Origin of the sequence: Ruminococcus bromii (genome assembly GCF_928721825.1) — a bacterium.
In the GTDB taxonomy this organism is placed as follows: Bacteria; Bacillota; Clostridia; order Oscillospirales; family Acutalibacteraceae; genus Ruminococcoides; species Ruminococcoides bromii.
Window position 1 is genome coordinate 676,841 of sequence record NZ_CAKMVP010000003.1, and the last position, 24,455, is coordinate 701,295.

The window sequence follows — 24,455 nt, forward strand, 5'->3', positions numbered from 1 at the left end:
TTTACTCGCCCCTTTCCATATCTAACTTATCCGCCATTTCAGCCTGCTTTGATGGGAACAAATGTGCATAGTTGTAAGTTATATCAATGCTTTCATGTCCCACACGGTCTGCAATAGCCGTCGCAGAGAATCCCATATCAATCAGCAAACTAACGTGGCTGTGGCGGATATCGTGAATACGGATTCTTTTTACGCCTGCTTCTTTTGCGCCTCTGTCCATTTCTCTGTGCAGATAGCTTTTTGTAATTGTAAACACTCTGTCCTCCAACCCCACATCGTAAAGCATTTTCAGATAATCCTGCATTTCATCACAAAGGAACTTTGGCAACTGAATTGTGCGGTTACTTTTCTCTGTTTTCGGTGAAGTGATTATATCTCTGCCGTTTAAGTGCTGAAACGATTTATTAATTGTTACCGTTCGCTTTTCAAAATCGAAATCAGCAGAAGTAAGAGCTAACAGCTCGCCCTCACGAATACCCGTCCAATAGAGCATTTCAAACGCATAGTATGACATCGGCTTATCCATCATTGCATCAGCAAACTTCAAATATTCCTCTTTAGTCCAGAAAAGCATTTCACGATTTTTCTTTTTACCCATACTGCCCGCCTTTTGACAAGGGTTTTCTTTCAGGTTGTAGTACCTGACAGCATGGTTGAATATCGCAGACAGCTGATTGTGTATTGTTTTCAAATATACGGGAGAATACGGTTTGCCGTTATCGTCCTTATGATTGATAAGCTCATTTTGCCAAGTAATTATTTGTTGTGCGGTTATGTTGCACATTTTCAGCTTACCGAAATATGGAATAAGCTTTTTATCAATAATATGTTTCTTGGTTTCCCAAGTGTTTTCTTTAAGTCGAGTCTGCATATCTTCGGAGTAATGTTCAACAAAACTCTTGAAATTCATATCCAAATCTCCGCCAAGCTTATTAAGTTGTTCTCTTTCCCACGCCTGAGCCTCACGTTTTGTTTTGAATCCTCGTTTTTGTGATTGCTTTCGTTCGCCATTCCAATCGGTATAGCGATAGATAACACGCCAAGTATTTGTTTTTTCTTCCTTATAAACAGCCATTGATATCACATCCTTTCTTTTTCGGCTGTACCATAACAAACTCTTTCTAAAAAATACTGTTTGTTTACTCGTCCTGAAATTGTTATAAAGCCTTGTGCTTTTAACTCTTCGTTAAGCTGCTGCACGATTTTATAGGCATAAGATTTTGAAATACCTAATTCGTCGGCAACATCTTGTACTTTCATAAATGTTGTACTCATAATGAAACCTCCTTTCAATTCTTGTTAGTTTGTTTATTTAGTGTCGGAGAACTTTCTGACCGCATTCCGATTTGCCCGAGCGGATACACCATTACCGTGATGTATGACGGTTATTCAATTTTCGCAAACAGCTTAACGCTATTTGCTTAATGATTATACTAAACATATTCCGTTATGTCAAGTGGTTTTCGTAAAAATATTAAACTTTTTTGTTTTATGTTGCTTGACATATACTAAACATATATGATATACTGATTGCACATTACATAAGTAAGGAGCGTATTTTATGGCAATCGGAGAGAGAATAAGATTCTTTCGTAATCTTTGCGGAATGACACAGAAATATTTAGGACAGGTGGTCGGATTTCCTGAAAAGACTGCTGACATTCGTATGGCACAGTATGAATCCGGCTCAAGAACACCTAAAGCTGATTTAACAAATAAACTTGCAGAGATTTTTGACATATCTCCGCAGGCTCTTTCTGTTCCCGACATTGACAGCTACATAGGGTTAATGCACACTTTGTTTACATTAGAGGACAGATACGGATTGACAATAATAAAGACGGAAAACGGTGTTTCAATGTATGCAGACTCTCGCAAGGGGACGGATGCCGCCGAGCTTTCGGAAATGCTTAATGCGTGGGCTGAACAATCGGAGAAATATCACAACGGCGATATTAACCGTGACGAATATGATAAGTGGCGCTACAATTATCCGAAATATGATGAAACTTCCGGTTTTGTAAAAGTACCGTCACAGGAAGTAAACGAAGCAATGATTGAAGCCTTTAAAAATAAAATAAAAGATTAAACAAAGGGTGGGGTATATGAGCAAGTTTTTCACTTGGCTATTTACTTACGAACACATATTCACTTTATTAACCGTGCTTTTATCTGGACTAATTTCGTGGATAATTTCCGCTATCTATTTCAGAAAAAGCAATCGCAACGCATTAAGATTAAATGTTTTATTTCCAATGAGGCGAATAATTTCAGAACCTCGTTCTTGGAAAAACTACAAGCTCCTCGAAGACACTTCTAAAGAACACGATTCCAAATATCTTACTAAAAAAGAACGAACTGCATTAACAACTTTTTTATCATCATATAAGAGTGTATGTTCATATAGTTATTCTTCAGTAAGCGCAGAAAGTCTATTTTCTTATTTCTGTTATAAACTTGAGAAAAACGGAATTAATACAAAGCCTGTTCCTATTGAAATCGATGATGAAATAGTTGATTATGATACACCGTCAGAACTGATGTATTTACGAGATGATCTATCTAAAATCATTGAAGAGCGTCCCTATGAAATTGATGAAGATGGTAGTACCACCGATATAATAAAGACCTTGTTTGAAGCCTATTGCAAAGAATATTTTAGTAATAAGAGGATTGACTACTTTGACGACTTTTCATTAGAAGAAGTCCTCAAAAAATCTCGTGTTCGCAATGAATGGGATCAAAAGCTTTCTGCATATAAACTTGCAGAAAAAACTTTTCTTGGGCTAAAAGTTTTTGAAACCAACTAATCAAATATAAAAAGAGCTATCAGACTTTCAAAAAATCTGATAGCTCTTTACTTTTACAATAATTCAAATTATGTTGCCATTTTGTTGCCACAGAGGGCTTTCAAACGGCGAAAAGCCTTATTTTACGGGTTTTTTCACGGGTGTGAAATTATTCCCACTCGTTGCCGAAAAGCTAAACTTAACACATTTTGTTTATAAAATGTATCGTGTAGTCTTCGCAGTATTTTGATAATCCATATTATTATACCTGTATGACGAGAATTTATCATTTTCTTATCAGGTGCGATAAAACCGATGGTTGCAAGAAAAGAATAATCGCAACCGGATTGGTTTTACAATTTATATTATACTTGATTTCTTTTTGTTTTGCAAGATGTATTTTAATTTTACGCACACATTTCAAAAAATGTGCTTAAATTTTAATTGATTTTTTTAGTTGTCTCAGGTATAATAAAATCAGAACACAATTACGTATTCGCTGTGCGTGAATTTTATTTAAGAAAGAGGGTGAATGAGTGAATCTTCAAGAGCGAGCAAAAGAAGTGGTTGTAGACAATAATGGCATTGCAAAATCTGCCGACTTTGTTGCTGCCGGAATCAGAGCTGTTGATGTCGTAAACCTGTGTAACGCAGGCTTTCTTAATCGTGTACGACACGGATACTATCAGCTTGCCGAACAAGGGGTTTCTTCAGAAGAGCAATTGCTTGCAACACTCATCCCAAAAGGAATAGTTTGTGTTGAATCTGCATTGTTTCACTATGGTTACAGCGACTTTGCACCACGAAAATGGTCAATAGCTGTGCCTCGTTCAATGTCAAGAACAAAGCTAAAAGTTGATTCGCTTGCTATTCAACCTTATTATATGCAACCTGAGTTGTACGAACTTGGAAAAATCACTGATAACTTCAACGGGGTTAAGCTGCCTGTATATGACCGTGAGCGAACAATATGTGATTGTTTCAAATATCGTTCAAGATTAGATAACGAAATTTTCAACAAGGCTATTAACGCTTATGTAAAAGACGACAAAAAGAATCTGAATAATCTTTCTGCTTATTCCCAAAAATTGCGTGTGTATAAAAAAGTCACCGAACTGATGGAGGTGTTGCTGAATGGCTGATATTGCAGCGTCTGTGCTTACACGATTAAAGAATAAGGCTCAGGCAAGTGGAAGAAGTTATCAACTTTGCTTGCAGCTCTTTTGTCAGGAAGAGTTTTTGCGCAGACTTGAAAAATCAAAATACGCAGAAAATTTTGTTCTCAAAGGCGGATTGTTTATCTATTCGCTTACCGAATTTGACAGCAGAGTTACAGTCGATGTTGATTTTTTGCTTCGACAAATGCCGAACACTCCTGAACAACTGCGGGCTGTGCTTGAAGAAATTATCACAGCACCTACAGAAAATGAATTTGTTACATTTGAAATAACAGATGTTGCTCCCATTGCTGTTACAAAGAAATATGCCGGTATCGGTGCATCGCTTGTTGCGCATATCAAGAATACAAGAACACCTTTTAGTATTGATTTCGGCGTTGGCGATGTAATTGTCCCAAAACAGGAAAAGCGAAAAATTCCTACACAGCTTGACGATTTCGCTTCTCCGACGGTAAATACATATTCGCTGGAAACGACAATTGCCGAAAAGCTTGATGCAATTCTCGATTTAATGGAATTTTCAAGCCGAATGAAAGATTATTATGATATTTATTATCTTGCCAACAAGTTCGATTTTGACGGTGGAACGCTGACGAAAGCACTTAAAAAGACTTTTGAAAATCGTGGACACGCCTTTACGATAGAACAATTTGAGCAAGTTATGGCTTTTGCCGAAAATGATGCAATGCAAAAGAAATGGAAAGCATTTTGCAGAAAGATAGATACTAAAACCGATGATTTTAACACAGTGCTGAAAACCATTAAAGAGTTTTTGATAGAGCCGTTTATGGCAGTAATGTCTGAAAAAGGCTTTGCGAAAAAGTGGTCTGGAAGAAACAATATATGGAGGGAGAACTAATGGCTGGAAATAAAAGTTTGAAAGCTGCAGTGCGTGCAAAAGAAGATGAATTTTACACCCAACTTACGGATATTGAAAAAGAAATGAGATATTATAAAAAGCATTTTAAAGACAAGGTTGTATTTTGTAATTGCGATGATCCATTTGAAAGCAACTTTTTCAAATATTTTGTTCTGAATTTTAATCGTCTTGGGTTGAAAAAGTTGATTGCTACTTGCTATGTTTCTTCTCCGATAGCAAATACTCAACTTTCTTTGTTTGACATCACAGGAACAGAAGAAGATAAGCAAAACAAAGCATATAAAGCCGTTATAACAAAGGTCTATGATAAGTCCGGTGATGGTGGAATTGATATGTTCGACGTAGCAGAGCTTTTTAAGTCCGGCGAAAACGAACTTACAGAACTTGACGGTGATGGGGATTTTCGCAGTGCTGAATGTTTAGCACTACTTGATGAATCAGATGTTGTTGTAACAAATCCACCGTTTTCGTTATTTCGAGAATATGTGTCAACGCTCCTTGAACACAACAAACATTTCATAATAATAGGAAGTCAAAATGCAATAACTTACAAAGAATTTTTCCCTTTGCTTATGCAGAATAAAGTGTGGTTAGGGTACGGGAATGGCGATATGTCATTTAAAGTTCCTGAATATTTCGAACCACGTGAAACGAGATTTTGGGTGGATGATGACGGACAAAAGTGGAGGTCGCTCGGCAACATTGCTTGGTTTACCAACTTGGATATTCGTAAACGTCACGAGGAAATGATTCTTGTAAAGCGCTACGATTCTTCCAAGTATCCAAATTATGATAATTATGAGGCTATTGAAGTCTCAAAAACTGCTGATATTCCTTGTGATTTTCCAGGTGTTATGGGTGTTCCGATAACATTTATGTATAAATATAACCCAGAACAGTTTGATATTATTGGTTTAGTAAATGGAAAAGACTATTTGGCAGGAATAAAAACAACCAGGAATTATAAAGACTTCCAAGAAACAAGGCAGAACGGAACCAAAACAGGCTCCGGCGGTGGTAAGATTAACGGAAATCCCGTTCTAAAAGGAAAGCCTAAAAGTGGAAATTATTTTGTGCTTAATGACGAGGTTGTGCACTCAACTTATGCGAGAATATTTATTCGCAATAAGCATCCCGAGGAGGTAAAGAAATGATCATTGAAGAAAGAAAAATAACAGTCGGCGAAGTTTGTAAAGGCTATTTTAATGATGCCGAGGAAGGCGTTGTTGGTTATGATGAACAACTTGATATTCGCCCTAAATATCAGCGTGAATTCGTTTATAAAGACGAGCAACGAAATGAAGTAATCCGCACCGTAATGAAAGGTTTGCCGTTAAATGTTATGTATTGGGTAGACCGTGGAGAAGAATTTGAAGATGACCCAGACACTCCGAGATATGAGGTGATGGATGGGCAGCAGCGTACAATTTCGCTTTGCGAGTATGTAGATGGCAATTTTTCAGTTGATGATATGCTTTTTGTTAACTTGCCAAAAGATAAACAAGATAAAATTCTTGATTATGAGTTATTCATTTATATTTGCAATGGCTCGGAGTCAGAAAAGCTTGACTGGTTTCGTATTATCAATATCGCCGGCGAACAACTCACCGATCAAGAGCTTAGAAATGCTGTATATGCCGGAAGCTGGACATCAGATGCAAAGCGATATTTTTCAAAATCAGGTTGTGCGGCGAGCGTTCTTGCAGGCGATTATTTAAAGGGGTCAAGCATTCGCCAAGAATATCTTGAAACGGCTATTTTATGGGCAGCTTCTGATGAAGGAAAGACCATTGAGGGTTATATGTCGGAACATCAGCACGATCCAAGTGCCGTAACTCTTTGGAATTATTTTCGTTCGGTTATAGACTGGGTACAAGCAATATTCCCCAAAAAACGCAAAGAAATGAAGGGCTTGCCTTGGGGACTGTATTACAATAAACACGGCAAGCGTACCGACCTTGATCCTGAAGCACTTGAATTAGAAATTCAACGTCTTATGGGTGATGAAGATGTAACGAAAAAATCCGGCATTTACGAGTATTTGCTGACAGGTGAAGAAAAGAAACTCTCTATTCGTGCTTTTGACCGACGTGATGCTCTTGCTGTCTATGAAAAGCAAAATCATAAATGTGCAATCTGTGGCAAAGAATTTGAGTTCGAGCAAATGCACGCCGACCATATCACACCTTGGTCTAAAGGTGGTAAAACTACACCAGAAAATTGCCAAATGCTCTGTCGTGATTGTAATCTTAAAAAAGGCAATTTATAATGCTGGCAAAGTCTAAAAAATCTAAGCAATTGAAATAAAGGAGATTAAACTATGCGACTAACTAAAGCGAGAATACAAGGCTATCGTAGCATAATTGATACAGGATATTTTGATGTAGAAAATGACAAAACAATATTTGTTGGACCCAACGAAGCGGGTAAGACAGCTATTTTGCAAGCGTTACAAAAACTTAATGCGCCCGAAGGCACAGCATCTTTCGACCCTTTGAGAGACTATCCTCGTTCTAAATACGATGAAGATATAAAAAATGGAAAGGTCGATCCAAGCAAATTTACTGTTGTTGAAGGGCACTTTATATTAGAGGATGAAGATAAGGAAGATATTCCTGAAGATTATCAAAATGCTTTGTATATTTTTGGTCGCCGATTGGATAATACAGCGTGGCATAGACTTGATAATGCACCAGAACAACTATCTTTTTCTGATATTGAAAAAGATTTATTGAAGTTATGCCAGCATTATAAAAACACAAGCCAAGCAAAGTCAGAATCAGAGACAAAACAAACTGCTATACAAAACAGTTATGATTCGGTAATAATTGGACTTCAAAGAACAAGTGTTATTACCGCTGAAAAAGCAAAAAAGATTACAGATTGGGTAAAAAACAATGTGTCATATCTCGCTGACGATAACCCCACAGAAGAAAAACGATATGACAAACTTATTGAATTGTTAGAAAAGCCTGTTCAGAGATGCGAAGTTCTTGAAACATTAAGAAAAAGGTTACCCACATTCATACTGTTTAGTAATTATTTTAGGATTCGTCCTGTGCTTCATTTAAGAAACCTTGCTGAGCGTATTGATAGAAAAATGCTTGATGATGAACAGTACGATTATGGTAATATTTGCTTGCTTAAATTTTTGGGATTTACACCTCAAGAGCTTGCTGATGCAGGAGATACATCAAGGTTCAATTTGAGCGATCCTGCACAATATGAACAATATCGTGCTCAACTCGATAAAAGAGATTACCAATTAAACGCAGCTACAATACGATTAACAAAAGCAATCTGTGAGATATGGAACCCTCAAAATAATGGTCGTGATGCAAATAAATTGAGAATTAAAGTTGATGGTCAATATCTCAAAGTTGTTGTTGAAGATGACTTAGGCGTTGAGGTAGAACTCGATCAGCGTTCAGAAGGTTTCCAGTGGATGGTTTCTTTTTATGCAGTGTTTTTTGCGGAAGCTTCCGACAAACACAAAAACGCAATTTTATTGCTGGATGAACCCGGTCAAAGTTTGCATGCACTGAAACAGGCCGAATTCATCGAGACTTTAACAAAATTAAGTGAAAGCAATCAGACTTTATATACAACACACTCTCCTTTCCTCGTTGGTTCAAATGAGTTGGATAAGGTTCGTGTTGTAGAAATGCCTGATAGAACCGTTGGTACAAAAGTTAATGTTTCGTTGACTGCTAGTGACAGTGGCGCAATGTTGCCGCTTCAAGAGGCATTAGGCTATGATTTGGCACAAAGCCTATTCTTCCACAAAAAGAATCTTGTACTAGAAGGCTTAACAGATATGTGGTATTTAGAAAACTTATCCGATTTATTAGAGGCCGATGGAAAAACAGGTATCAACGATCAGATCGCTTTGATCCCAGCTAATAGCGCAAGTAAAGTTGTCTATTTCGCAACAATACTACATGCTCAAAATCTTAAACTTGCAGCACTTTTAGATTCAGATGCCGAAGGCGATACAGCGGCAAAACAAGATACTTTAGTTAACGCCGTAGGTGCTAAAAGAATTTTAAGAACAAAAGATGCATACTCTGGTCAAGTACCGAATCCGGAAATTGAAGATATTCTTCGTGAGACACTTTTAGATATCGCTAAGAATGAATGTGGTTGGGATGCAATTGCGGTTGCTCAAGCTCAACCTAAACGCCCTGTTGTCGATGTTATAAAGAGTGTGGCAAAAACTGATTTTTCAAAGTATAAATTAGCAAAAGCGTTTATACGTTGGTCAAGAGATCATAGTATGACTGATTTGAAAACGGACGAAATAGCACAAGCAGAAAAACTTATTGAAAAAATCAACAAAGCACTTCAATAAAAAACGAGCAGGCACGAGAGACTAACTCTCGTGTCTGCTTGTTATTTAGCGTATTTGATTTTGAATTTGGATCATATATCGTTGTACTTGCCAAGAGATATGAGTTTGTTGCGGTAATTTGCAAAGGATAGAATGGCAAAATGATGTTCATTATTGGTTAAATATAGTGTTTTTTCCAAATGCGTAAACTAATTCTGCATTTACAATTTCCGTTGCACGATTACGGATATTATTCATCTTCTGCACCCAAAGCATTTGGTTTTCTGCTTTGAGTTTTTCGTTAACATTTTCTCTTTTGGCAAGTTCTTTTACCAGCCGGAGAAAAAGGTCTTGAGCCTGCTGTTCAATATCTGCAAGATATGAATTTAGCTTACCGCTTGTCAGCAAATTGTAATAACGCACTTTATGATTTTGTTTCAAATATCGTTTATGCCTCATTGCCCAAACGCCGATATTCGCTTCCTTTTCTTTTTCCGCCGGTAATAAATCGGGCAACATATAGTCGCCCACCTGTGTGTAAGTACCGCCTGCTTTTTCAAAAATTGTCTTTGCCATTTGTTTTACCTCCAAAAATTTATTTATCTTGAGCGTGGATTTTCACGCTTACGACCTTTAATATTTCTTGCCTGTTCAAGCAACTCATCAATCTGTTTATGTCCGAAAACTTTACGCAAAAGCTTGTAATCCTTGACCTCTGAACGCAGATTTTCGTTTTCGCTTTTTAGTTTGCTGTTGATTTTCGACAACATTTCGTTCTCCCGATATAGGTTGCCGTTTGTGATGTTTAACCTATGATAACCGTCCCAACCCTCAAAGCAACGAGCCAATGCCGTCTTGACTAACGCTTTTAATTTTTGAATAAGCGGCTCTGCAATTTTAGTTTTATACGCTTTTGCGGACATAAAGCCTTGCGGCTCAGAGAGCTGATATTCGGGGGCATTATCGAGCATTTCTTCCACATTCCTTAATTTTTCCAAACCATCATCATAGTTTAACACTCGCTCGGATAACACATTAAATTCGGCTTGCTTTTCTTCGACTTTAGCACCCAATTGTTCAAGTTCTGCTGTTCTTTCTTGCTTTTTATAATCAAGAACAGACAAATGTTTTTCGTGCGTTCCTTTGTGTTCCCACTCAATTCCGTGTCGTTCCATAACGAATGCGAGTGCGGATTTTTCTGCGCTTACCCACTGATTCCACTCGGTATCTCCACGAGTTCCGCCTTTGAAACCTTGTGTGGCTAACGCTTGTTTCAGGCTTACTCTCGTATCAAGTCCACGCTTGCTGCCGATTGTGAACGGAACAAAATCAATGTGCAAATGAGGCGTTGTCTCGTCCATATGCAGATGAGCAGAGAACACTTTCAAGTTAGAATTTCTCTCTTGAAACCCACGGTAATACTCATCTAAAATCTGTCTTGCAAGCTGTCCGTTCTCGCTTTCGGCACTCATATTTTCTTTGCCACCAATCTGCAAAATCAACTCGTGAAACGGTTTTTCCTGCTTGGAATTTCTGATTTTTTCATAGTAGTTTTCTATTCTGCGGTCGGCTCTTGTCTGCTTTTCATTGTATCTTTTTAGCGCTTCGTCAAACAATTCGTGATAGATTTTCTTTATCGGCTCGTTACAGTAATCAATGTTCAAATGCGTTCTGCTACCGTCAACATTTTCCGCCTTGAACTTGCGGCTGTTATGATTGACCGAGCCTTTACCTACCATTGCACTTATCGTTCTTTGCATTATATACACCTCCAATCTCATAAACTTGCTCGTCCTCGGTTCTGTTACTCTTGTCAAGAGTAACGCAAAAGCACTTTTGACAGGCGAGCCCATCAAAAATGCAACCTGCAAGCAGGTTTTGCGCTCCCTGAGAGGCAAAGAGCCGCCTTTGAAAAGGCACTCTCTGCACACTCCGCTAAACTATATTGCGTGACAAACCGTGACGATGGTGACAATGTTTTATGCCTATGCACGCTACTAAAATGTTTGTCACGGTCGTCACACATTGACACGCCTATTTCATAAGAGATAGTTTTCGTCCGTTATGCGTTCGACTTGCTTTGTAGTGAATGCCATAATCTTTAAGCAGGCGGTTTGCATTTATACTTAACCTCAGCGAAAGAACATTTGGTTTAACATTTTCTCCGAGAATTTCGCAGAGTTCGGAAGCTGTGCCTTCCCACACTTTACTTTCCGACAAAAGAGTTGATGCAATTTTTTCGAGCAACGGCTCAGGCGGCTCTTTCCACAATTCTGTTTCGGCTTCTTCAAAATTCCAAACCAAACGCTTTGTATCTCTGACGAGTTTAATTTTCATATCCGGCTGATCCCTGCCTACAATATCGAGCGTGGCATTGTTAGAAGTGCGTTTTTCTTTTGTGAGCGCAAACGCTCCGTCCGCTGCACCAAGCAATCCGTTTGTGCCGGAAATCATATCAAATATATCTTCAGCCTTTTCTTTTCTGGTGTGGTGAACAATTAGCATTGCGACCTTGTAGCTATCGGCTAATGCTTTCAGCCTTGCAACAATATCGTAGTCACTGCTGTAACTGTAATCAGCCCCGCCCGTTTCTCTCACACGCTTGAGCGTATCAATAATAATGAGTCCCGTGTCTGGGTGTTCACACATAAATCCTTTGATTTGTTCGTCCAATCCGCCGTTTACGGTTTTGCATTCCGTCGCAAAATACAAATCGTCTGTACCATCTGCGCCGAACATCTGAAACAGTCTTCGCTGTAAGCGTTGATAGTTATCTTCCAAAGCGAAGTACAACACCGGAGTTTTCTTCACCTTGTAATTCCATAGCGGTGTACCCGTGCTGATATGATAGGCAAGCTGTGCCATCATAAAACTTTTGCCGACCTTTGGAGAGCCTATGAATAAGTAGGCTCCCCGATAAAGCAGACCGTCAATCAATGCTTCCGTTGGCTCAAAGTCTGTATCATATAGTGCAGAAAGAGATACCGTTTTAAGATAGGACGGATCCATTTGCCTTAACATTTCTCTCTGCATTTCACGAAGACTTTTCTCTAAGTCCTTGAAATTTTCGACACTATCGGTTATACTATCATTACATACATTTAGTGACTGCTCCGTATCTGCGCCAACAGATACAATCGGAGTGGTCATTTTTTTACTTTCCATTGTTACCATCTCCTTTCAATCCGTTCATTGTGGTAGCGATAAGGTCAATAGTATCAAGAAGTTCCGGCTCAATGCTCCCGCCGACATCAATTCGTTGCAATTCATTAAGGATGAATTCCATTTGAGTTTTAAGAGCCTTGTAAACTCTCGGATTTGGCTGAACCACCACCTCACGCTCCATACATTTGCGATAACAATATTCCTGCTTGGGCAATCCCGAAAGAGCAATGGCTCTGTTCAACTCTTTTTGTTCTTCGGGCGACACTCTGAAAGCTACGGTAATACTGCGAAAACGATTATACTTATCAACATTTTTGGCTGACATAATATCACACTCCTTTATTCATAAAATCAAGTTTAACTGCCATTTCCTTTTGCTTTGACGGAAACAGATGCGCATAGCGATAAGTAATTTCTATACTCTCGTGTCCCACTCGGTCTGCAATGGCTACTGCCGAAAATCCCATATCAATTAAAAGGCTGATATGACTGTGCCTTAAATCGTGAATACGAATACGCTTTACACCTGCAGCTTTGGAGCCTCTGTCCATTTCGTGATGAAGATAGCTTTTCGTTATGTTGAAAATACGGTCTTTCCTTTTCAGCCCGTACTGCATATCAAAGAACTCCTGCATTTCAGTACAAAGAAAATCCGGCATTTGTACTGTTCGATTACTTTTCTTTGTTTTCGGTGAAGTAATCATATCTTCACCTTTTATTCTTTGATATGTTTTGCTGATTTTTACCGTTCCCTTTTCAAAATCAAAATCAGCAGGGGTAAGAGCAAGCAATTCTCCCTCACGGATACCTGTCCAATAAAGCATTTGGAATGCATAGTAAGAAATCGGTTTATCCATCATTACTTCGGAGAACTTTTGATATTCTTCCTTTGTCCAAAACAGCATTTCTTTGCGTTCTTCACTACCCATATTTCCGGCTTTTGCGGCGGGATTGCTACGCAAATCATAAAATCTTACCGCATAATTAAATATGGCGGAAAGTTGATTGTGCAGCGTTTTCAGGTAGGATGATGAATAGGGCTTATTCTCCTCATTACGATATGCAAGCATTTCATTTTGCCATGCTCGTACATCTTTGGTTGTAATCTCATTGATTTTGTAATTTTCAAAATACGGCAGAATTTTCTGCTGAATAATATTTTCTTTTGTTTGCCAAGTGCTTTCCTTTAATCGTGGCTTTTGCTCTCGGCAATAAATTTCAACAAAGGCAGAAAAGGGCATATCCAAATCTCCCGAATTTTGTTGTCGGAAAGTATGTTCCCACTCCTGCGCCTCTCGTTTGGTATCAAATCCTCGCTTACACTTTGGCTTGCGTTCGCCTTTCCAATTTGTGTATTGAGTCATCACATACCAAGTTCCGTTATCTTTGTTTTTGTAAGCCGGCATTATACCTCTCTCCTTTCTGCTCCATAAACTCTTTCATTAAAATACTGTCGGCTGATGCGTCCTGCAACTGTGATATATCCTTTTGCACTCAACTCATCATTGAGCTGCTTTATAACCTTATATGCATAAGATTTCGATACATCCAATTCCTCTGCAACCTCATCGGCTCTGATAAAAGACTTTTCTGTCATAAAAAACACCTCCTTTATAATTGTTTTGGTTATTTAGTGTCGGATACTTTCTGACCGCATTCCGATTTGCCCGAGCGGATACACCATTACCGTGATGTATGACGGCTATTCAGTTGTTTACAAATAACTTAACGCTATTTGTTTAATGATTATACTGAACATATTCCGTTATGTCAAGTGGTTTTCATGAAAATATTAAACTTTTTTGTTTTATGTCACTTGACATATACTAAACATATATGATATACTGATTGCACATTACATAAGTAAGGAGTGCAATTTTATGGCAATCGGAGAGAGAATAAGATTCTTTCGTAATCTTTGCGGAATGACACAGAAATATTTAGGGCAGGTGGTCGGCTTCCCTGAAAAGACTGCGGACATTCGTATGGCACAGTATGAATCCGGCTCAAGAACACCAAAAACAGACTTAACAAATAAACTTGCAGAGATTTTTGATATATCGCCACAGGCTCTTTCTGTTCCCGACATTGACAGCTACATAGGGTTAATGCACACCTTGTTTACATTAGAGGACAGATACGGATTGACAATAGTCAAGACCGAAAACGGTGTTTCAATGTATGCAGACCCTCGCAAGGGAACGGACGCTGCCGAGCTTTCGGAAATGCTTAATGCGTGGGCTGAACAATCCGAGAAATATCATAACGGCGACATTAACCGTGACAAATATGACAAGTGGCGTTACAATTATCCGAAGTATGATGAAACTTCCGGCTTTGTGAAAGTACCGTCACAGCAGCTCAGCGATGCTATGGTAGAAGCGTTTAAGGATAAATTAAAATAATGCAAACGACAAAACCCCGTACTGACTTTAATCCGTCAGTACGGGGTTTAATGTTAATATGGTGTTTTTGCGAGCCACAAGATATTACTTTTTACTCACAAACCACTCGATACACACAATAAAGTGTGCCGAGCAGAATCTTATCAAAATCTTATCAACGGGCTCTTTGAAAACCTTGAAACCTTTGATATTACTGGGCTTTCAGACTTTTTCAATTTATTCCCACTCTACTGTTCCGGGGGGTTTACTTGTTATATCATAGACTACTCTGTTGACATGTTCTACTTCGTTGATGATGCGGTTGGAGACTCTGCCTAGGATTTCGTAGGGGATTTTTGCCCAGTCGGCTGTCATAAAATCATCGGTTGTAACGGCACGGAGAGCGATGAGTTCGTCATATGTTCTTGCGTCACCCATAACGCCTACGGTTTTCACGCCTGGGAGAACTGCGAAGAACTGGCTCATTTTATCTGCGTAACCGCACTTATCCATTTCATCACGAAGAATTGCATCGGCTTCCTGAAGAATACGAACCTTTTCGGCTGTAACTTCACCGATTACACGCACACCGAGTCCCGGACCCGGGAACGGCTGACGCCATACGAGGTCGTGCGGAAGTCCAAGCTTCTCACCTACTACTCTTACCTCATCCTTGAAGAGGTCTTTAAGCGGCTCAATTACACCTGCAAAGTCGATATCTTCGGGGATACCAACCTGATTGTGATGTGTTTTGATTTTTGCGGCATCGCCTTTACCGCTTTCGATACGGTCGGGATAAATTGTACCCTGTGCAAAATAACCCTCGCCGTAGCTTTCACGGATTTTGTTCCAGAACACCTTATAAAATTCTGTACCTATAATGTGGCGCTTTTCTTCGGGTTCTTCAACACCTTTAAGCTTTGCAAGAAACTCCTCCTGACAATTGATGCGGACAAAGTTCATATCAAAAAGCTTTGTAAAGGTCTGCTCTACAAAGTCGCCCTCGTCTTTTCTCATAAGTCCCTGATCAACGAAAACGCAGGTAAGCTGTTTACCGACTGCCTTACTGAGAAGTGCTGCGGCAACAGATGAATCTACACCGCCCGAAAGTCCGAGAACTACACCCTTGTTGCCAATCTGCTCTTTAAGCTGTGCAACAGTTGTGTCGATGAAGCTTTCCATTTTCCACTCACCCTTACATTCGCAAACATCATAAAGGAATGAACGGAGCATATCTTTACCGTTATCTGTATGGTTAACTTCAGGATGGAACTGAACACCGTAAAACTTTTTTTCAGGACATGACATTGCGGCTACGGGACATGCATCCGTTGTAGCTGTAATGCTGAATCCTTCGGGAGCTTCATTGATATAGTCACGGTGACTCATCCATGAAATTCCTTCACTCTTTACGGATTTAAAGAGGATATCATTGTTATTATATCTTGTAACTGTCTTGCCGTACTCACTTGATGAATTGTCTGTAGCCGAAACAACATTGCCTCCGAGCGTGTATGCCATAAGCTGACAACCGTAGCAAATGCCGAGAATCGGGATTCCGAGTTCAAAAATTTCAGGAGTATAGTGCGGTGATGACTCGTCATAAACGCTGTTAGGACCGCCTGTGAAGATAATACCTTTTGGGTTAATGTCTTTAATTTTCTGAATATCAACGGTATAAGGAAGAATTTCGCAATACACATTGCACTCACGAACTCTTCTTGCAATCAGCTGATTGTACTGACCGCCGAAATCAAGAACAATGACAGTTTCTTTTGTAGCATTGCTCATAGTAAAATTCCTTTCAAATTTAAAGAATACCGCACAGAGTTTGTGCGGTATTCAATTAATATTTTAATTATCTGTAAATAATATCGTTTCTGGAAGGACCGTTTGAAACCATTGTAATCGGCACACCGATAGCCTTTTCGGCAAATTCAATGTATTCACGGCATTCCTTAGGAAGCTTGTCATATTCTGTAATACCTGAAATTGAACACTTCCAGCCCTTGAGCTTTTTGAGGATAGGTTTGCATCTTTTAAGCTTTGTTGTTGACGGGAAGTAGTCAATTTCCTTGCCGTCAAGCTCATAACCTACACAAACAGGGATTTCATCAAGATATCCGAGAACATCAAGAACCGTGAAAGCAACCTGTGTTGCACCCTGAACCATACAACCGTAGCGTGTTGCAACGAGGTCAAGCCAACCCATTCTTCTCGGTCTGCCTGTTGTTGCACCAAATTCTCCGCCGTCACCGCCTCTTCTGCGAAGTTCGTCAGCCTCATCGCCGAAGATTTCAGAAACAAATTCACCTGCGCCTACTGCACTTGAATAAGCCTTGACAACTGTGATGATTTCTTTGATTTCATACGGAGGAATACCTGCGCCTACAGCACCGTAACCTGCGATTGTGTTGGATGAAGTAACCATAGGATAAATGCCGAAGTCAGTGTCCTTGAGTGAACCGAGCTGTCCCTCAAGAAGAATATTCTTTCCGTCTTTGAGCGCATTATGAACAAAAGTGAATGCGTCACCGACATAAGGAGCAAGAAGTTCCTTATATTCCATCAGCTTGTCAAAAATTTCCTGTTCTGTGATTTCGGGCTTGTTGTAGAGGTTTTTCAGAGTTGCATTCTTAATTTCAAGAGCGTGTCTGATTTTCTCTCTGAGTGAATCGGGATCGTCATAAAGTTCATTGATCTGGAAACCGATTTTTGAATACTTATCAGAATAGAACGGAGCGATACCGCTCTTAGTTGAACCGAAAGAATTTTTGCCGAGACGCTCTTCCTCATAGCAGTCAAATGCCACATGGTAAGGCATAACAATTTGTGCTCTGTCAGAAATAATAATGTTTGGCTCGGGAACTCCGCGATCTTTGAGGTGAGCCATTTCCTTAACGAAGTTTTCAACGCTGAAAGCAACACCGTTGCCGATAATATTGGTGATATTCTGATGAAAAACACCCGAAGGAAGCTGGTGAAGAGCAAATTTTCCGTAATCGTTGACTATTGTATGTCCTGCGTTTGCACCGCCTTGAAAACGAATTACGATGTCGCTGTCGTTTGCGAGAACATCGGTAATTTTACCCTTGCCCTCGTCGCCCCAGTTGGCACCTACAATTGCTTTTACCATTTTACAAAACTCCTTTTTGCAGACTCACGGTCTGCTATAAATAAAATATATACTTGAACCAAAGGTTCGATTAAATCAGTTTAATTAAACATTGATTTCAGGCTTGTCAGACTCAACATCTGCGTACTTTTCAAGAACAGGCTTGATGCACTCGTTAAGGAAGTCCTCTGTCTGCTCTTTTGCTCTGCCTGTGTAGTTTTCAGGCTTGAGAATTTTTTCAAGCTCTTCAAGAGTAACACCGAATGCCTCATCTGCGGCAATTCTTTCGAGAAGATCATTTTCGCCGCCTTCAACCTTAACTACTCTTGACGCAGCCATTGAATGCTCACGGATTCTCTCGTGAAGCTGCTGTCTGTCAGCACCACGCTTTTTAACTGCATCCATCATAATATTCTCTGTTGCCATAAACGGAAGTTCTTTTCTGAGTCTTTGTTCAATTACCTTTGGATAAACAACAAGACCGTCTGCAACATTTGCATAGAGAGAAAGGATGCCGTCAACTGCGAGGAATGCCTCCGGAACGCTGAGACGCTTGTTGGCGGAGTCATCAAGTGTTCTTTCAAACCACTGTGTGGCAGTTGTAAAGTAACCGTTGAGAACATCAACCATAACATATCTTGAAAGTGAACCGATACGCTCGCTTCTCATTGGGTTACGCTTATAGGCCATAGCCGATGAACCGATCTGATTCTTTTCAAACGGCTCTTCAACCTCTTTGAGGTGCTGAAGAAGTCTGATATCATTTGAGAATTTAGCGGCTGACTGAGCAATTCCCGCAAGAACATTGAGGAACTGTGAATCAAGCTTTCTTGAATATGTCTGACCTGATACAGGGAAACAAGCCTTGTAGCCCATTTTTTCTGCAATCTTACGGTCAAGCATTTTGCACTTTTCGTGATCTCCGTCAAAGAGTTCAAGGAAACTTGCCTGTGTACCTGTTGTACCCTTTGAACCGAGAAGCTTAGCCTTTGAAAGCTGATACTCAACATCTTCAAGATCCATAAGGAGCTCCTGAAGCCAGAGAGTCGCTCTCTTACCTACTGTTGTAGGCTGTGCAGGCTGAAAATGAGTGAATGCAAGGGTTGGAAGAGCCTTGTATTCATCGGCAAACTTTGAAAGGTTGCGGATAACGGTGATAAGCTTATTTCTGATAAGCTTGAGTCCTTCTGTCATAATGATGATATCTGTGTTATCACCGACATAGCAGGAGGTTGCTCCGAGATGAATAATGCCCTTTGCGTTCGGACACTGAACACCGTAAGCATATACATGTGACATTACATCGTGACGAACAATTTTCTCTCTTTCCTGTGCAACTTCATAGTTGATGTCTTCGGCATGAGCCTTGAGTTCGTCAATCTGCTCCTGTGTAATTGGGAGTCCGAGTTCTTTTTCCGATTCTGCAAGAGCAATCCAGAGTTTTCTCCATGTTCTGAATTTTTTATCCGGCGAGAAAATGTATTTCATTTCCTTGCTTGCATAACGGGCTGACAAGGGTGATTCATAAGTATCTTTTACCATTATTTACATCCTTTCAATTAGTTGTCCTTTTTATTGTTTTCATCGAAGTTCATTCCGCCGCGCTCCTTGCCCTTAAAGGTTTCTTTTGTGATAGGAGCGGGGTAATTACCCGTAAAGCAACCGTCACAAAAGCCTACGGGAGCGTTGTGAATCATCTCACGAAGTGACTCAACAGGGAGGTATCCGAGGGAATCAGCCTTGCTGAGCTTTGTGATTTCTTCGATTGTATGGTTGCAGGCAATAAGTTCTCCTCTTGACGGAATGTCAGTACCGTAATAACACGGCCACATAAACGGAGGTGAACTGATACGCATATGTACCTCTTTTGCGCCTGCCTCTTTGAGCATTGTAACAATTCGGTCAACAGTTGTACCACGCACAATGCTGTCATCAATAATAACAACTCTCTTGCCTTTGATTTTGTCGGCAATCGGGTTGAGTTTAATTTTTACGCTTTTCATTCGTTCCTTCTGACTTGGCTTTATGAAGGTTCTGCCGATGTAGCTGTTCTTCACAATAGCCTTTTCATAAGGAATTCCGGATTCTTCGCTGTAACCGATTGCGGCATCAATTCCCGATTCGGGAACACCGACAACCATATCAGCCTCAACAGGGTATTTTCTTGCAAGGATTCGTCCTGCCTGCTTTCTTGCCTCATAAACGCTTACTCCGTCAATAAAGGAGTCTGAACGGGCAAAGTAAATATACTCAAAAATGCAGAGTGCCTTTTTCTTATCGCCAAAGTCGGGTTTCATACTGCGGACACCGTTCTGGTCTACAATTACGATTTCACCCGGTTCAACATCACGGACAAATTCTGCACCGCAGGCATCAAGAGCCGCACTTTCACTTGCAAAAACATAGGAATCGTTGTACTTGCCCATACAAAGCGGTCTGAAACCGTGAGGATCACGAACCGCAATAAGCTTTCTCGGGCTCATAACAAGGAGCGAATAAGCGCCCTCAATAACCTGCATTGTTCTTGCGACGGCATCTTCAACAGAATGACATTTAAGTCTTTCACGGGCAATTACATAGCAGATAACCTCGCTGTCGATTGTTGTCTGAAAGATTGCACCGCGCTGCTCAAGACTTCTGCGGATTTCAAGCGCATTGGTAAGGTTGCCGTTATGGGCAATTGAAAGCGTACCCTTTACATAACGCATAACAAGCGGTTGTGCATTTTCCAGCACAGAACCGCCTGCAGTTGAGTAACGGACATGCGAAACCGCCATTTGTCCGTTGAGAGAATCAAGAATTTTGTTGTTAAAGACCTCAGTAACAAGGCCCATATCTTTGTGATAATCAATTACACCTTCGTCAGATACAGCGATGCCGCAGCTCTCCTGTCCTCTGTGTTGGAGAGCAAGCAAGCCGTTATAACAAGCGTATGCAGGGTTAATTGTGCCGTCGCTGAATATGCCGAATACTCCGCACTCTTCGTGCAGACCTTCTTTTGCAAAATTATCGAAAGAAAATTCCAAGGTGCCACCATCCGATTAATCAAAATAACTATCCAAAGTTTAATTCACATATCTTAATTCAAAAATTCACAATGTAGTTATTATGCAAGACCTACACGCTTCATCATTTCGGCATAAGCCTCTTCAACACCGCCCATATCACGACGGAAACGGTCCTTGTCGAGTTTCTCCTGTGTGTCCATATCCCAGAAACGGCATGTATCGGGAGAGATTTCGTCAGCAAGGAGAATTTTGCCCTTATATCTGCCGAACTCAATCTTGAAGTCGATAAGATCAACCTTGCACTGCTTGAAGAATTCAATCATAATCTCATTAATCTTGAAAGCCATTTCTGTGATTGTGTCAATTTCTTCCTTTGTAGCAAAGCCTGCTGCGAGGATGTGATATTCATTTACCATAGGATCGCCGAGTTCATCGTTCTTATAGCAGAATTCAAGAACAGGAGTCTTCATCGGAGTGCCTTCGGGAAGACCGAGACGCTTTGAAAGACTTCCGGCAGCTTTATTTCTTAAAATTACCTCGAGAGGAACAATTTCAACCTTCTTGAGGACTGTATCTCTGTCGTTAAGCTCTTCAACAAAGTCTGTTGCAATGCCGTGCTTTTCGAGAAGCTTGAACATAAAGTTTGACATACGGTTGTTTACAACACCCTTGCCAACGATTGTGCCTTTTTTCTCACCGTTGAATGCAGTTGCGTCATCCTTGTAGGAAACGATGCAGAGATCGGGATCTTCCGTAGAAAATACCTTTTTAGCTTTTCCTTCGTAAAGTAATTCTTTCTTTTCCATAATCAAATCCTCCATAAAGATGCGGCTTTGAGCCGTAATTAAAAAACAATACAAGATACATTATAATATATAAATCAAAAATAAGCAACCGTATGAGAATTAAAAATAAAAAAATTGACGAATTTTTCAAAAAAATTGCCTGTGTCAAAAAATTATGAAACAAAAATAATCTTAAACAGGGCATTTTTGCAAAAGAAAAAGGAACAATACTGCGTGTATTGCTCCTTTGAAATTATAACCTGACTGTATTCTGCTTATTTCTGAATACGAAAAGTATTATCGGTCTAAAAAGTCCGAAGGTAAGGACATTTACTACTGTGAGAACATCCGAATATCTGATGTTAAGATTTTTGAATATTTTATCCGAAATAATTACATCTATCACAAATGAGGCAATGACACAAGCTAACAGGGCAATCAAGCCGATGATACCGATTTCCAGTTCAAAACAGAAAAACAGAACGGCAACGGTTGCGATTGAAAGGTTCAGCACACCTTCAATTATGCCTAAAGCCTTATTCCCTGCAATTTTACCGAGCAGATATTTATTATAAAACGGAATCCAAGCTGTACCGCTGTGCTTATAGTACAAGCTCTTGCACATACCCATTGCCGCAATGCTCTCAAAAACATAGCTTACTGCAAAATAAATAATCAGCACGGCAATTACTGCTATAAAGAACACATACATAGCCGAAAGCATTCCTATTAAAAGCATAACGCTTATTCCGCCCATAATTATCGCCCTCCGAAATATACTAAAAAAGGACACTAACCCTATGAGTTAATGTCCTTTTGGTGCCGGTGACCGGACTTGAACCGGTACGGTATCGCTACCGGCGGATTTTGAGTCCGCTACGTCTGCCAATTCCATCACACCGGCAAATGCAATTTGTATTATACAATACAAATCGTAAAAAATCAAGTTAAATTTTTAAAAATTTTTCATCTGATAGAATTAAAGTTACTTTGGAAATTAACGATGATAAAACTAATACCGGAATTGGCAAAATTGTTTTATTCTTTATTCCCATTTTTCTTTTAAGTATATATAAACACAGAAAATTTTGATAAAATAGAAAAAATTGCAGAAAGCTGTGTTATTTATGTTTGACAAAAATTTGATTGATTTATCGGTTATGTCTACCGAGCAGATTGACAAAATTATCAGAAAAGCTAAAAAGATTATGCAGAGTCCTGCCGACTACCGACATGCCTGTGACGGCAAGATTCTTGCTACTTTATTTTATGAACCGAGTACAAGAACACAGATGTCATTCCAGACAGCCATGCTCAAACTCGGCGGAAGAACAATCGGTTTTGACAACCCGATGAATTCTTCTGTTTCAAAGGGTGAAAGCCTTAAAGATACAATTACAATTGTGGGCGAATATGCCGATATTATTGCAATTCGTCACCCTGTTGAGGGTACTGCCGCTGCGGCATCTCTCTATGCAGGTGTTCCCGTTATCAACTGCGGTGACGGCGGTCACCTTCATCCAACTCAGACGCTTGCCGACATTATCACTCTCAGCTGTGAAAAAGGCAGACTTGATAACCTCAGAGTAGGTGTATGCGGTGACCTTCTCAACGGCAGAACAGTTCATTCGCTTATCAAGACACTTGCAAAATATCCGAACAACAGTTTTGTACTTATCTCAACAAAGGAACTCAGCGTTCCGCTTTATGTTATTGACATTCTTGAAAAGAACGGCTGTAAGTATGAAATTTCACATAGCCTTGCAGATGCAATTACCGACCTTGATGTTCTTTATATGACAAGGATTCAGCGTGAGAGATTTGCAAGCGAAGAAGATTATCAGGCGCAGAAAAATGTTTTTGTTCTCGACAAAGAAAAGCTTGACAAAGCAAGAGAAGATATGATTATTCTTCATCCGTTGCCGAGAGTAAACGAAATTACGGTTGACATTGACGATGACCCGAGAGCGTTGTATTTCAAACAGGCTCAGTACGGTATGTACGGCAGAATGGCACTTATTCTTCTGCTTTTGCAGGATGATGAGTTTTTTGTTGAAAACAGACCGTTTGTCGTGTCGAACCATCACTGCAACAATCCGAAATGTATCACACAGCAGGAGCCTTATCTTCCAAATCTCAGCTACGAAAAGCTCGGTATGGTGATGTGCGGTTACTGCGACAAGAGAATGGACTGAGGAGTATTAAATGAGTGAACATAAGAAAAAGAAAAATCCAGCGGCTACTATGATGATGACCTCTCTCGCCTATATCGTACTCGGCATTGTGACGGTTGTCTTTCCGCAAAAGGTGCTTGATGTATTGTGCTATGCACTCGGCGGTGCGATGACTGTTTATGGACTGTTCAACATAATTTCTTTCTTTGTTGACAGAGAAGGCGGAATGTACTTTGAACTTGTAATAGGCGTTATTTCAACCGGGTTCGGTATTTTTGCTTTGTTTTCACCCACTTCAATTGCGGCAATAATCAATATTCCGATTGGCATTATCATTATTGTTGACAGCATTATGGATATGAAACATTCGCTCACGCTGAGATCGCTCGGTATGAGAAAATGGTGGATTCCGTTTATTATAGCAATTGTAATGATTATGTTCAGTCTTACAACAATTTTCTTTACAAACATTTTCGGCGCATTGCTTATGATTGCACTCGGAATTGCGCTTATTTATGAAGGTGTTTCGGGATTTTCACTTATTATTCTGCTCAGCCGTTATCACAAAGAATACGACCGCAATCAAAGAATGATTGATGCAGAAGCAACCGATATAAACTGAATATGATTAAACCGTCCGCAGATTT

The 24,455-nt window shown here is 39.8% G+C and carries 24 protein-coding genes and 1 tRNA gene; 10 read left to right on the forward strand and 15 right to left on the reverse strand.

Features of this window, described 5'->3' with window-relative positions; genetic code table 11:
• Position 1: 1 nt before the first annotated feature.
• Complete coding sequence (locus QDI94_RS03480) at positions 2-1,075, reverse strand: site-specific integrase (protein WP_178468242.1); 1,074 nt, start codon at positions 1,073-1,075, stop codon at positions 2-4.
• Positions 1,076-1,080: 5 nt separating this feature from the next.
• The gene (locus QDI94_RS03485) at positions 1,081-1,275 is read right to left on the reverse strand and encodes a helix-turn-helix domain-containing protein (protein WP_021883140.1); all 195 of its coding nucleotides are present in this window, start codon (positions 1,273-1,275) and stop codon (positions 1,081-1,083) included.
• A 286-nt stretch (positions 1,276-1,561) separates the two neighbouring features.
• Here QDI94_RS03485 and QDI94_RS03490 point away from each other — a divergent pair, with 286 nt between their 5' ends.
• The 7 genes from QDI94_RS03490 to QDI94_RS03520 all read left to right on the forward strand — a co-directional run bounded on the left by QDI94_RS03490 (position 1,562) and on the right by QDI94_RS03520 (position 9,198).
• Positions 1,562-2,089 carry a helix-turn-helix domain-containing protein gene (locus QDI94_RS03490; protein ID WP_278867169.1) on the forward strand — a complete coding sequence of 176 codons (528 nt, stop codon included), beginning with the start codon at positions 1,562-1,564 and terminating at the stop codon, positions 2,087-2,089.
• Positions 2,090-2,105: 16 nt separating this feature from the next.
• Positions 2,106-2,810, forward strand: a complete 705-nt coding sequence (locus tag QDI94_RS03495; RefSeq protein WP_278867171.1) for a hypothetical protein — start codon at positions 2,106-2,108, stop codon at positions 2,808-2,810.
• Positions 2,811-3,325: 515 nt separating this feature from the next.
• Positions 3,326-3,931: a type IV toxin-antitoxin system AbiEi family antitoxin domain-containing protein gene (locus QDI94_RS03500; protein WP_278867173.1), complete on the forward strand. Its 606-nt coding sequence runs from the start codon at positions 3,326-3,328 to the stop codon at positions 3,929-3,931.
• Positions 3,924-4,826: a nucleotidyl transferase AbiEii/AbiGii toxin family protein gene (locus QDI94_RS03505; RefSeq protein ID WP_278867175.1), complete on the forward strand. Its 903-nt coding sequence runs from the start codon at positions 3,924-3,926 to the stop codon at positions 4,824-4,826. Before QDI94_RS03500 ends, QDI94_RS03505 begins: the two co-directional genes overlap by 8 nt.
• Positions 4,826-6,001 (forward strand): adenine-specific methyltransferase EcoRI family protein, encoded by a 1,176-nt coding sequence (locus tag QDI94_RS03510; protein WP_278867177.1) that lies wholly within the window; start codon positions 4,826-4,828, stop codon positions 5,999-6,001. Before QDI94_RS03505 ends, QDI94_RS03510 begins: the two co-directional genes overlap by 1 nt.
• Positions 5,998-7,116 carry an HNH endonuclease family protein gene (locus tag QDI94_RS03515; RefSeq protein ID WP_278867178.1) on the forward strand — a complete coding sequence of 373 codons (1,119 nt, stop codon included), beginning with the start codon at positions 5,998-6,000 and terminating at the stop codon, positions 7,114-7,116. The genes QDI94_RS03510 and QDI94_RS03515 overlap by 4 nt, the downstream gene beginning before the upstream one ends.
• 51 nt (positions 7,117-7,167) lie before the next feature.
• Positions 7,168-9,198, forward strand: a complete 2,031-nt coding sequence (locus tag QDI94_RS03520; protein ID WP_278867180.1) for an AAA family ATPase — start codon at positions 7,168-7,170, stop codon at positions 9,196-9,198.
• 150 nt (positions 9,199-9,348) lie between these two features.
• Here QDI94_RS03520 and QDI94_RS03525 read toward each other — a convergent pair whose 3' ends face one another.
• From QDI94_RS03525 to QDI94_RS03550, 6 genes are all read right to left on the reverse strand, one after another.
• A complete protein-coding gene (locus QDI94_RS03525; protein ID WP_278867182.1) occupies positions 9,349-9,753 on the reverse strand; it encodes a TnpV protein in 405 nt (134 codons plus the stop codon).
• A 23-nt stretch (positions 9,754-9,776) separates the two neighbouring features.
• Positions 9,777-10,916: a plasmid recombination protein gene (locus QDI94_RS03530; protein WP_341460971.1), complete on the reverse strand. Its 1,140-nt coding sequence runs from the start codon at positions 10,914-10,916 to the stop codon at positions 9,777-9,779.
• A 295-nt stretch (positions 10,917-11,211) separates the two neighbouring features.
• Positions 11,212-12,342 carry an AAA family ATPase gene (locus QDI94_RS03535; RefSeq protein WP_278867186.1) on the reverse strand — a complete coding sequence of 377 codons (1,131 nt, stop codon included), beginning with the start codon at positions 12,340-12,342 and terminating at the stop codon, positions 11,212-11,214.
• Positions 12,332-12,667 carry a plasmid mobilization protein gene (locus tag QDI94_RS03540; protein ID WP_278867189.1) on the reverse strand — a complete coding sequence of 112 codons (336 nt, stop codon included), beginning with the start codon at positions 12,665-12,667 and terminating at the stop codon, positions 12,332-12,334. The genes QDI94_RS03535 and QDI94_RS03540 overlap by 11 nt, the downstream gene beginning before the upstream one ends.
• A 4-nt stretch (positions 12,668-12,671) precedes the next feature.
• Complete coding sequence (locus QDI94_RS03545) at positions 12,672-13,748, reverse strand: site-specific integrase (protein WP_278867191.1); 1,077 nt, start codon at positions 13,746-13,748, stop codon at positions 12,672-12,674.
• Positions 13,748-13,939 carry an HTH domain-containing protein gene (locus tag QDI94_RS03550; protein ID WP_101029136.1) on the reverse strand — a complete coding sequence of 64 codons (192 nt, stop codon included), beginning with the start codon at positions 13,937-13,939 and terminating at the stop codon, positions 13,748-13,750. The genes QDI94_RS03545 and QDI94_RS03550 overlap by 1 nt, the downstream gene beginning before the upstream one ends.
• Positions 13,940-14,222: 283 nt before the next feature.
• Here QDI94_RS03550 and QDI94_RS03555 point away from each other — a divergent pair, with 283 nt between their 5' ends.
• Complete coding sequence (locus tag QDI94_RS03555; RefSeq protein ID WP_278867194.1) at positions 14,223-14,747, forward strand: helix-turn-helix domain-containing protein; 525 nt, start codon at positions 14,223-14,225, stop codon at positions 14,745-14,747.
• A 216-nt stretch (positions 14,748-14,963) separates the two neighbouring features.
• On the opposite strand, the gene guaA is transcribed toward QDI94_RS03555, so the two are convergent.
• From guaA to QDI94_RS03590, 7 genes are all read right to left on the reverse strand, one after another.
• The gene (guaA, locus tag QDI94_RS03560; protein WP_278867198.1) at positions 14,964-16,517 is read right to left on the reverse strand and encodes a glutamine-hydrolyzing GMP synthase; all 1,554 of its coding nucleotides are present in this window, start codon (positions 16,515-16,517) and stop codon (positions 14,964-14,966) included.
• Between the two features lie 67 nt (positions 16,518-16,584).
• On the reverse strand, positions 16,585-17,862 hold the full coding sequence (locus tag QDI94_RS03565) for an adenylosuccinate synthase (protein ID WP_278867200.1): 1,278 nt from the start codon (positions 17,860-17,862) through the stop codon (positions 16,585-16,587).
• Positions 17,863-17,946: 84 nt separating this feature from the next.
• Complete coding sequence (gene purB, locus QDI94_RS03570) at positions 17,947-19,383, reverse strand: adenylosuccinate lyase (protein ID WP_278867202.1); 1,437 nt, start codon at positions 19,381-19,383, stop codon at positions 17,947-17,949.
• Between the two features lie 17 nt (positions 19,384-19,400).
• Positions 19,401-20,867 (reverse strand): amidophosphoribosyltransferase, encoded by a 1,467-nt coding sequence (gene purF / locus QDI94_RS03575; RefSeq protein ID WP_117950907.1) that lies wholly within the window; start codon positions 20,865-20,867, stop codon positions 19,401-19,403.
• Positions 20,868-20,947: 80 nt separating this feature from the next.
• Positions 20,948-21,655, reverse strand: a complete 708-nt coding sequence (gene purC, locus QDI94_RS03580) for a phosphoribosylaminoimidazolesuccinocarboxamide synthase (RefSeq protein WP_015523937.1) — start codon at positions 21,653-21,655, stop codon at positions 20,948-20,950.
• A 232-nt stretch (positions 21,656-21,887) separates the two neighbouring features.
• Positions 21,888-22,391 (reverse strand): hypothetical protein, encoded by a 504-nt coding sequence (locus QDI94_RS03585; RefSeq protein ID WP_178587167.1) that lies wholly within the window; start codon positions 22,389-22,391, stop codon positions 21,888-21,890.
• Positions 22,392-22,451: 60 nt separating this feature from the next.
• Positions 22,452-22,538 (reverse strand) — tRNA-Leu (locus tag QDI94_RS03590).
• A gap of 223 nt (positions 22,539-22,761) precedes the next feature.
• Between QDI94_RS03590 and pyrB the strand changes: the two genes are divergently transcribed.
• A complete protein-coding gene (pyrB, locus tag QDI94_RS03595) occupies positions 22,762-23,829 on the forward strand; it encodes an aspartate carbamoyltransferase (protein WP_278867207.1) in 1,068 nt (355 codons plus the stop codon).
• Between the two features lie 10 nt (positions 23,830-23,839).
• Complete coding sequence (locus QDI94_RS03600; RefSeq protein WP_015523768.1) at positions 23,840-24,430, forward strand: HdeD family acid-resistance protein; 591 nt, start codon at positions 23,840-23,842, stop codon at positions 24,428-24,430.
• The last annotated feature ends 25 nt before the right edge of the window (positions 24,431-24,455 follow it).